Origin of the sequence: Nitratidesulfovibrio liaohensis (genome assembly GCF_011682075.1) — a bacterium.
Lineage (GTDB): Bacteria > Desulfobacterota > Desulfovibrionia > Desulfovibrionales > Desulfovibrionaceae > Cupidesulfovibrio > Cupidesulfovibrio liaohensis.
Genome location: NZ_VSMK01000029.1, coordinates 1 through 9,064 on the forward strand (window position 1 = coordinate 1; position 9,064 = coordinate 9,064).

Below are 9,064 nucleotides of genomic sequence, written 5' to 3' on the forward strand. Positions count from 1 at the left end.
CGTCATCGGCGGCGGCGACTGGGCGGCGGACCGCATCGTGCCCGACTGCGCGCGGGCGTGGGCCGAGGGCAAGGCCGTGCAGATTCGCAGCCCGTGGGCCACGCGCCCCTGGCAGCACGTGCTGGAACCCCTTTCCGGCTATCTGTGGCTGGGCGCAAAGCTGCTGCTGAACGAGCAGGGGCCGTTCCCCCTGTCGGGCGAGGCCTACAACTTCGGCCCGGCGGCGGACGTGAACAACAACGTGGCCGAGGTGGTGGACGCCCTGGCCCCGTACTGGCCCGGATTCGCCAGCGAAATGGACCGCGCCGGGCAGGCGGGCATGAAGGAATGCACCCTGCTCAAGCTGTGCTGCGACAAGTCGCTGGCGTACCTTGGCTGGCAGGCCACGCTGAACTTTGCCGAAACCATCCGCTTCACGGCGGAATGGTACCGCGCGTTCTACGCGCCGCAGGGTGCCGCCCGTCCGGACATGTACGCCTTCACCATGAACCAGATCGCGGAATACTCCGACAAGGCCGCCGCCAAGGGCCTTGCCTGGGCGAACTAGCCCGCCGCGCAAAGGATGCTGCCGTGAACGCCACGACCATCGACGGGGTGGTGACGCAGGACCTGCGCGTCATCCCGACAGAGGGCGGCCCGGTGCTGCAAATGCTGCGGCCCGATTCGCCCATGTTCACGAGTTTCGGCGAACTGTACTTCTCGGAAGTGGAACCCGGCGGGGTGAAGGCGTGGAAGCGCCACACCCGCCAGACGCAGCACTTTGCCGTGCCCGTGGGGCGGATGAAGGTGGTCATCCACGACAGCCGCCCCGGCTCGCCCACCTTCGGCGTGACGGAAGAATTCCTGCTGGGCAGGCCCGACAACTACCGGCTGCTGCGCATTCCGCCGCTGGTGTGGTACGGGTTCACGGCGGTGGGCGAAACACCCGCGCTGATCTGCAACTGCGCGGACATTCCGCACGACCCCACGGAAAGCGAACGCGCGCCCAGGGATACGCCGGACATTCCGTACCGCTGGTAGGCGGCGGACGGCAGGGCCGCAAGTCCCCCGCCCGCGCTGCCCAACACGCACCAATCCGATTTCATGGTGGCCCCGTGTCGGCCCGCACGGCTGCCACGGGGCCTACCCCGAATTTCCCGTCCACAACTTCCGTCGCGGCGCTCCCGCGCCCGCGCCAACACCAGAGCGACACGCCATGACCACCCCCGCCTTGCGTCTTTCCCGGTCCATCGTGGGCCAGGCCGAAGCCGACGCCGTCAGCCGCGTCATCCTCGAGGACGGCTACCTCGGCATGGGCAACGAAGTGAAGCGCTTCGAAGAAGACATCGCCGCCTACCTCGGCGTGCCCGCGCAGAACGTGGTCACCGCCAACACCGGCACCGCCGCCCTGCACCTGGCCGTGCAGGCCGCCGTGCAGCCGGGCGCGGAAGTGCTGGTGCAGTCGCTGACCTTCGTGGCCTCGTTTCAGGCCATCAGCGGGGCCGGGGCCGTGCCCGTGGCCTGCGAGGCCCTGCCGGAAACCTGCACCATCGACCTTGCCGACGCCGAGCGCCGCCTGACCGAGCGCACCGCCGCCATCATGCCGGTGCATTACGCCAGCAACCCCGCCGGGCTGGACGCGGTGTACGCCTTTGCCCAGAAGCACGGCCTGCGCGTCATCGAGGATGCGGCCCACGCCTTCGGCTGCCTGCACGATGGCCGCATGATCGGCACCTTCGGTGACATCGCCTGCTTCAGCTTCGACGGCATCAAGAACATCACCAGCGGCGAGGGCGGGTGCATCGTCACCGCCGACCAGACCGTGGCCCAGCTGTGCCGCGACGCGCGCCTGCTGTCCGTGGCCAACGACACGGAAAAGCGCTTCTCCGGTCAGCGCAGCTGGGATTTCGACGTCACCCGGCAAGGCTGGCGCTACCACATGAGCAACATCATGGCCGCCATTGGCCGCGTGCAGTTGGCCCGCCTGCCCGGCGAATTCGCCCCGGCGCGCATGCGCCTGACCGCGCGCTACCGTCAGCGGCTTGCCGGTGCGCCGCATCTGGCCCTGCTGACCACGGACCCCCGCGACGTGGTGGTGCCGCACATCTTTCCGGTGCGCATCCTGGACGACAGGAAGAACCATGTGGTGGACGCATTGCAGGCCAAGGGCATTCCCACCGGCATGCATTACAAGCCCAACCACCTGCTGACCTACTACGGCGGCGGCGCGCAATCCCTGCCCGTCACCGAAATGCTGGGCCGTCAGCTGACCACCCTGCCCCTGCACCCCGGCATGAGCGACGCCGACGTGGATCTGGTGTGCGATGCCTTGCTGGAGGCATTGCGCTAGGTTGCCGTTTTCTGCCGTCCACGCGAACCCTGCATACGGATTGCCACGGCAAAGAAACTGTTCGCCACCACATCCCCCCAATGAAAAGTTTTGGGGGATGGGGGTCCGAGGGAAGGACCTTTGCCTCAGCCGTTATGCGAGTCTTCGAGCATTACGGATGAGGACCGCAACGCGTCAAAAGGTCCCTTCCCCCGGTTCCTTCCCCGAGAAACAAACTGCCATGACCGACACCGCCGCCCACTCCGCCCCTGCCGTCAGCGTGATCATGAACTGCCTGAACTGCGGCGAGCACCTGCGCGCCGCCATCGACAGCGTGTTCGCCCAGACCCTTGACGACTGGGAAATCGTATTCTGGGACAACGGTTCCACCGATTGCAGCGCGGACATCGCCCAGAGCTGCGGTGACAAGGTGCGGTACTTCCGCGCCGAGCGCACCGTGCCGCTGGGCGCGGCGCGCAACCTGGCCATTGCCCGGGCGCGAGGGGAATTCATCGCCTTTCTGGACTGCGACGACCTGTGGCATCCGGAAAAACTGGCCCGGCAGGTGGCGCTGTTCCGCGCCAACCCCGCCGTGGGACTGGTGAGTTGCGACACGGTGATGTTCAGCGGCGACAAGGAACTGAGCCGCCAGTTCCAAGCCGCGCCGCCCGCGCGCGGCAAGGTGTTCCGCGAGTTGATGACCACCCAGTGGATTTCCATGTCCTCCGCCGTGATCCGTCGCAGCGCGCTGGACGCGCCGGGCATGGGCGGACACTGGTTCGACGAATCGCTGAACGTGTGCGAAGAGGCGGACGTGTTCTACCGCATCGCCTGGGACTGGGAGCTGGACCACGTGGATGCCCCGCTGGCCCGCTGGCGGGTGCACGGCGGCAGCACCACCTTCCGCAAGTTCGCCCAGTTCGCGGATGAGACGGAAGCCATCCTTGCCAAGCACATCCGCATGTACCGCGACTACGAGCGTGACTACGCAGACCTTGTGGCGCTGCTGCGCCGCCGCGCGGCGTTCCAGCGCGGGGTGGCCCTGTGGCGCGAGGGCAAGGGCGCTGCCGCGCGGGAGGCCATTGCCCCGTATGCCGCATCCTCGCTGAAGTTCCGGCTGTTCCGGCTGGCCACGTTCCTGCCGGGCGGGATGTTTGACGCCGTGGCAGGGGTGTATTTTGCGCTGCCATCGTTCTTGAGGCGGTAGCCCCAGCGGCAATAATAAAGGCGGAAGCAGGGGTTGTGCCCTGATGTGTGCGGCTTCTACGAACACACGCCAGCCCTGTTGCCCCCCCGATTTCGTTATGCCTCCGGCGGGAGGCAGAAAGATGTCATGCGCTGTTGGGTGCGGCTTCTACGCAGGCACGACAGCCCTGTTGAATCCGCTCGATTTCGTTATGTCTCCGACGGGAGGCAGAAAGATGTCATGCGCTGTTGGGTGCGGCTTCTACGCAGGCACGACAGCCCTGTTGAATCCGCTCGATTTCGTTATGCCTCCGGCGGGAGGCAGAAAGATGTCATGCGCTGCTGGGTGCGGCTTCTACGCAGGCACGACAGCCCTGTTGAATCCGCTCGATTTCGTTATGCCTCCGGCGGGAGGCAGAAAGATGTCATGCGCTGCTGGGTGCGGCTTCTACGCAGGCACGAAAGCCCTGTTGAATGCGCTCGATTTCGTCATGCCTCCGGCGGGCAAGGGGCCATTTAGCGATGGCCCCTTGCATCCCCACGCTCCAGGGGCTCCGCCCCTTGGAACCCCGCGTCATCCTGCACCGCATTCCTTTCGCCGCCAGCTTCCCTGCGGCGCTGGGCGCCTCCGGGCGATCTGGCGGCAGGAATGCGATGTGCGCCTGTCTCTCGCCGTCTTTATCCCACCAAAGTGCCTTTACCTTCGCCCCCGTTGCGACGCATATGCCGTCGGCAAAGCCCGACGGCATACGCTTCTACGCACGTCCCGTGCCCGTTGAGCAAAACAGCCCCCAACACCCTGCATGCACACTGACTGCACGCAGGGACGCCGCGCAAGACACCCCTTGTACGCACCACCCAGACCTTACCCATGCCACCGAGAGCAACGCGCACATCGCATTCCGTCGGGCAGATCGCCCGAAGGCGCCCAGCGCCGCAGGGAAGCTGCCCGACGAAGGAATGCGGTGCAGGATACGCCGGGGGTCCAGGGGAGGCGAAGCCCCCCTGGAACGCGGGGGTGCAGGGGGTGTTCGTTACAACACCCCCTGCCCGTCGGAGACATAACGAAATCGAGCGCATTCAACAGGGTTGTCGTGCCTGCGTAGAAGCCGCACCCAACAATGCTCAACCCTCTCCCTTCCCTCTCCCTTCCCTCTCCCCGTCCCCACCCCACCTCGCGACTATCCCCCCCACACACCGCTTGACCTTCACACGCGCAACCATGCTATGGTGCATCCATTCTTGGTATTCCTTTTTCTGCGCACCGTGCGCCTTCCCCTCCCCCTTCCCTTCCCCCCAACCGGAGACCCCATGTCACCCTTCACCACCGGCACCTTCCGCACCGACGTCACCATGATCGAATGCTTCGGCCATGCCGTGCTGTGGTTCCTGATCACCCTGTGCACACTGGGCATCGGCGTGTTCTTCTACCCGTATGCCCTGGCCAAGTTCATCATCAACCGCACGTACGTGGAACACGAGGGCGCACCGCGCCAACGGCTGGTCTGCGACCTGGACCTTGCCGCACAGGTGGGCCACGCGCTGATCTGGCTGTTGTTGTCCATCGTCACCTTCGGGCTGGCCTACTTCCTGTACCTGTACGGCGTGGGCCGTTACGTGGCCGCGCACACCCGCGTCGAATCCGCATAGCCGCACCCGGCACGCGGGGGTGCGGCCATTGGTGATGCACCCCCCTCTCACCATCCCACGCTCAGTCCCGCCGCCGCGCCGCCTCGCGCTGTTCGCCGCCTGCTGTCGCTTTTGCCGCGCAGCATGCATCCACAACGCTTGCCAGCCGTACGGCCGCGGCGTATGTGGTGCCCTCCGGAACTGATCGGGACCGGCCAGAACCGGTCTAGACCGGTCGAAACCGGTCAAAACCGGCGTGGCCGCGGGAACACACCCGCACCCGCCACCGCACCGCCTCACCCCGCGCACCCTCAACCGCCGTACACCTCGCGACCGAGACCGCCATGCGTCGCCCCACCCTTGCCGACATTTCCCCCGCCCACATCCGCCACGGCGTGAAGACCGGCATTGCCGCCGTGCTCGCCCTGGTGCTGGCCGACGTGCTGCACATCGAATACGGATACTGGGCCGTCATTTCCGCCGTCATCGCCATGCAGATGAACGTGGCCGAGGCCATAGAGATGTGCCTGTACCGCTTCATCGGCACGGTCATGGGCGCCGTGATGGGCGTCATGGCCATCATGACCTTTCCGGACACACCCATATGGAACGGTGTGGCCCTGTTCGTGACCACCGGGCTGTGCGCCTTTCTCACCCGGTGGGATCCGCGCTACCGCATGGCGGCCATCACCGTGAGCATCGTCATCCTGGCCAGCGCGGGCCATGCGGAACGCATCGACGTGGGGCTGTTCCGGGTGCTGGAAATCGCCGTGGGCGTGGGCTGCGCCTTCGTGGTCACGGTCACGCTGTGGCCGGTGCGCGCGGCGGTGGGCCTGCGCCGCGACCTGGCCTCGCAGGCGGAAAACTGCGCCGACCACCTGAGCACCCTTGTGGACAACTTCCTGGCCCGCCAGACCCACGCACCCGCCGACCTGCTGGACCCTCTGGCGCGCGCCATCCCGCGCAACCGCGAGCGCTTGTCCAAGGTGCGTCGCCACGAATCGCTGATCTACTTCTACGACAACCAACCGCTGGACACCCTGTCGACGACGGTGGAGCGCACCACGGACCATTTGCGAACCATGCTGCGCAGCCTGAACGCCTGCACGCCAGACGGGCATGACATCATCATGGCGCCGGAAATGCGCGACCTGGCGGAAACCGTGGCCTGCACCCTGCGGCACATGGCCGCCACGACAACGGGCGTCACCGGATCGCGCCCCACCGGCACGCTGGCCGGGTTGCGGTCCGCCCTGGGGTTGCAGCCGGAAAGCGGACAAGAAGCCGCCCCCGAGCCTTCCGCGTCGCCCGCCGCCCTGCTGGGCGCGGCCATGGCCCGCGCGGACGAACGCCTGCTTGCCCTGCGCGAAGCCGGAGCAACCAAACGCTTCGATCTGGCCATGCTGACCCAGTTCTATGCCTTCTACTACGCCCTGCGCCAATTGGCCGAAGACGTGAAGGGCCTTGCCGCCCGCATGGCCGGGAACGAGGACCACCACCTCGGCGCGGACACCGGCCCCGCCGCGCCGTAGCCCGCGGCACACCCTTTTGCACCGCCCCCACCCCGGAGGCCCCATGCCCGCACCCACCGCCGACTCCGCCGCACTGTCCACCCTGTTCGAGATCATCGGCTACGCGGCGGGCCTGCTGACCTCGCTGGCCTACCTGCCGCAGGTGGTGCGCATTGCCCGCACCCGCTCTGCCGACGACATCTCGCTGCCCACCTTCCGGCTGCTGGCCGTGGGCGTTTCGTTGTGGCTGGTCTATGGCATCGGCATCGGCTCGTGGCCGGTCATGGCCGCCAACGCCGTGGGCCTTGCGCTGATCCTGGCCGTGATCTGGCTGAAGCTGCGCTATTCCCGGCAGGGATAGGCGGCACGGGACTGGGCCGCACAAGGACCAGGCAGGGGCAACCCCGCCTTGCCAGTCGCACCGCATCCTTCATCGCTGCGCGTTCCCCCGCGCACGCAGTGGACGGCGCGCCATTTCCGGGTATACTCAGGGGTATTGAAGCCTTCCGGCCGACTTCCCTCACCCCATCCGGAGACCGGACATGTACACCGCCTTCACCGAGCTTTCCCCCGTCCTCCAGGCCTTTCTCGCCGGGTTGTTCACCTGGGGCGTCACCGCGCTGGGCGCGGCCCTGGTGTTTCTGACCAAAAGTTTCTCGCGCAAGGCGCTGGACGTCATGCTGGGCTTTGCCGCCGGGGTGATGATCGCCGCCAGCTTCTGGTCGCTGCTGGCCCCGGCCCTGGAAATGTCCGAGCACCTGGGCCGCTGGTCGTTCGTGCCCGCCGCGATCGGCTTCGTGCTGGGCGCGCTGTTCCTGCGGCTGGTGGACATGCTGCTGCCCCACCTGCACCTGCACAACCCCATCGAGCACGCCGAAGGGCTGCCCAGCACGTGGCAACGCTCCACCCTGCTGGTGACGGCCATCACCCTGCACAACATTCCGGAAGGGCTGGCCGTGGGCGTGGCCTTCGGCGCCGTGGCCGCGGACCTGCCCTCGGCATCACTGGCCGGGGCCATGGCCCTTGCGCTGGGCATCGGCATCCAGAATTTTCCGGAGGGCACGGCGGTGTCCGTACCGCTGCGGCGCGAGGGCTTTTCGCGCATGAAGGCGTTCATGTTCGGGCAGGCCTCGGGCATGGTGGAACCCATCGCCGCCGTCATCGGCGCCGCTGCGGTAATCTGGGCGCAGCCGCTGCTGCCGTATGCGCTGGCCTTTGCCGCCGGGGCCATGATCTTCGTGGTGGTGGAGGAAGTGATCCCCGAATCGCAGGGCTCGGGCTACGGCGACCTTGCCACCATGGGGGTCATTGCCGGGTTTACCCTGATGATGACCCTGGACGTGGCGCTGGGGTAGCTCCAGGGGGACGGCAAGGCGGTCCTGCCGCATCGGCGGGTCATGCCGCCGCCCCCCCCAATTCCACCTTCCTGCCACTGCCTCGCCACCGCCACGTCTCCTACACCCTGCTTTCATCTGCCGTTCTGGCATGTTGCGCATGCCCCGGAAATACCTTGACGGTCAAACTATCTTGGACATAGAGAAGTTTGACCGTCAAACATTCTGGAGGCACACCCCGTGATCGGACGCTTCGCCTGCCCCGGCTCCTATCGTGAACTCATTTCCTCGCGCGAAACCCTGCTCTGCCTGCTGGGAGGCGTGCTGGCCGCCGTCTCGTGGATAGCGTCGCTTTCCGGCGCGTCCGCATGGCTGGCCGCCGCCCTGGCCCTGACCGGGGCCGCCATCAACGGCCTGCCCATCGTCAAGGGCGCGGTGGAAGGCCTGCTGGAAAAACAGGTCAACGTGGACGAGTTGGTTTCCATCGCCCTCGTCGCCTCGGTGATGCAGGGCGAATACCTGTCCGCCGCCATCGTGGCCTGCATCATGAAGGCGGGCTCGCTGGTGGAGGGCTTCCTGAGCGATGCGGCCCGGCGCTCCATCAAGGCTCTGGCCGCCGTCACGCCGGACACCGCCACCATCATGGCGCCGGACGGCAGCGAACGCACCGTGCCCGCCGCCGAGGTACGCGTGGGCCAGCAGTTGCGGGTACGCCCCGGCGAGCGCATTCCCGTGGACGCGGTAATCCTGTCCGGCATCACCGCCGTGGACGAATCGTCCATCACCGGCGAACCGCTGCCCCGCTCGTGCACCACGGGTGACAAGGTGCTTGCGGGCACCATGAACTACAACGGCGTCATCGTGGTGGAAGCGCAGCGCGTGGGCGAAGACACCACCATCGGCAAGGTGGTGCGTCTGGTCGAAGAAGCGGAAGCCCACAATCCCAAGGCCGCCCGTCTGGTGGACAACTACGCCCAGTGGTTCACCCCGGTGGTGCTGGCCTGCGCCGCCGTGGCCTGGGCCGTTTCCGGCCAGTCGTCGCGCGCCGTGGCCGTGCTCATCGCCGGGTGCCCCTGCGCCCTGCTGATGGCCGCCGC

Annotated in this window: 9 protein-coding genes; all 9 read left to right on the forward strand. The window is 67.0% G+C overall.

From position 1 onward, the window contains the following. The coding region (locus tag FVW27_RS01385; RefSeq protein ID WP_481850157.1) for a Rossmann-fold NAD(P)-binding domain-containing protein at positions 1-547 on the forward strand (547 nt) is incomplete at its 5' end. Between the two features lie 23 nt (positions 548-570). Next, the gene (locus tag FVW27_RS01390) at positions 571-1,020 is read left to right on the forward strand and encodes a cupin domain-containing protein (RefSeq protein ID WP_167122090.1); all 450 of its coding nucleotides are present in this window, start codon (positions 571-573) and stop codon (positions 1,018-1,020) included. Positions 1,021-1,195: 175 nt separating this feature from the next. After that, a complete protein-coding gene (locus FVW27_RS01395; RefSeq protein ID WP_167122092.1) occupies positions 1,196-2,329 on the forward strand; it encodes a DegT/DnrJ/EryC1/StrS family aminotransferase in 1,134 nt (377 codons plus the stop codon). A 220-nt stretch (positions 2,330-2,549) separates the two neighbouring features. Then, positions 2,550-3,515, forward strand: coding sequence for a glycosyltransferase family 2 protein (locus FVW27_RS01400; RefSeq protein WP_167122094.1), 966 nt, complete (start codon positions 2,550-2,552; stop codon positions 3,513-3,515). 1,289 nt (positions 3,516-4,804) lie between these two features. Then, a complete protein-coding gene (locus tag FVW27_RS01405; RefSeq protein WP_167122096.1) occupies positions 4,805-5,143 on the forward strand; it encodes a DUF6693 family protein in 339 nt (112 codons plus the stop codon). 323 nt (positions 5,144-5,466) lie between these two features. After that, positions 5,467-6,654, forward strand: a complete 1,188-nt coding sequence (locus FVW27_RS01410) for an FUSC family protein (RefSeq protein ID WP_167122098.1) — start codon at positions 5,467-5,469, stop codon at positions 6,652-6,654. A 43-nt stretch (positions 6,655-6,697) separates the two neighbouring features. Next, a complete protein-coding gene (locus tag FVW27_RS01415; protein WP_208294559.1) occupies positions 6,698-6,994 on the forward strand; it encodes a SemiSWEET family sugar transporter in 297 nt (98 codons plus the stop codon). 181 nt (positions 6,995-7,175) lie between these two features. Next, positions 7,176-7,988, forward strand: a complete 813-nt coding sequence (locus tag FVW27_RS01420; protein WP_167122100.1) for a ZIP family metal transporter — start codon at positions 7,176-7,178, stop codon at positions 7,986-7,988. Positions 7,989-8,207: 219 nt separating this feature from the next. Next, the coding region (locus tag FVW27_RS01425) for an HAD-IC family P-type ATPase (RefSeq protein ID WP_167122102.1) at positions 8,208-9,064 on the forward strand (857 nt) is incomplete at its 3' end.

Coding starts and splice junctions, on each gene's coding strand:
- FVW27_RS01395 (WP_167122092.1), top strand. CDS start 1,196: ATGACCACCCCCGCCTTGCGTCTTTCCCGGTCCATCGTGGGCCAGGCC.
- FVW27_RS01400 (WP_167122094.1), top strand. CDS start 2,550: ATGACCGACACCGCCGCCCACTCCGCCCCTGCCGTCAGCGTGATCATG.
- FVW27_RS01405 (WP_167122096.1), top strand. CDS start 4,805: ATGTCACCCTTCACCACCGGCACCTTCCGCACCGACGTCACCATGATC.
- FVW27_RS01410 (WP_167122098.1), top strand. CDS start 5,467: ATGCGTCGCCCCACCCTTGCCGACATTTCCCCCGCCCACATCCGCCAC.
- FVW27_RS01415 (WP_208294559.1), top strand. CDS start 6,698: ATGCCCGCACCCACCGCCGACTCCGCCGCACTGTCCACCCTGTTCGAG.
- FVW27_RS01420 (WP_167122100.1), top strand. CDS start 7,176: ATGTACACCGCCTTCACCGAGCTTTCCCCCGTCCTCCAGGCCTTTCTC.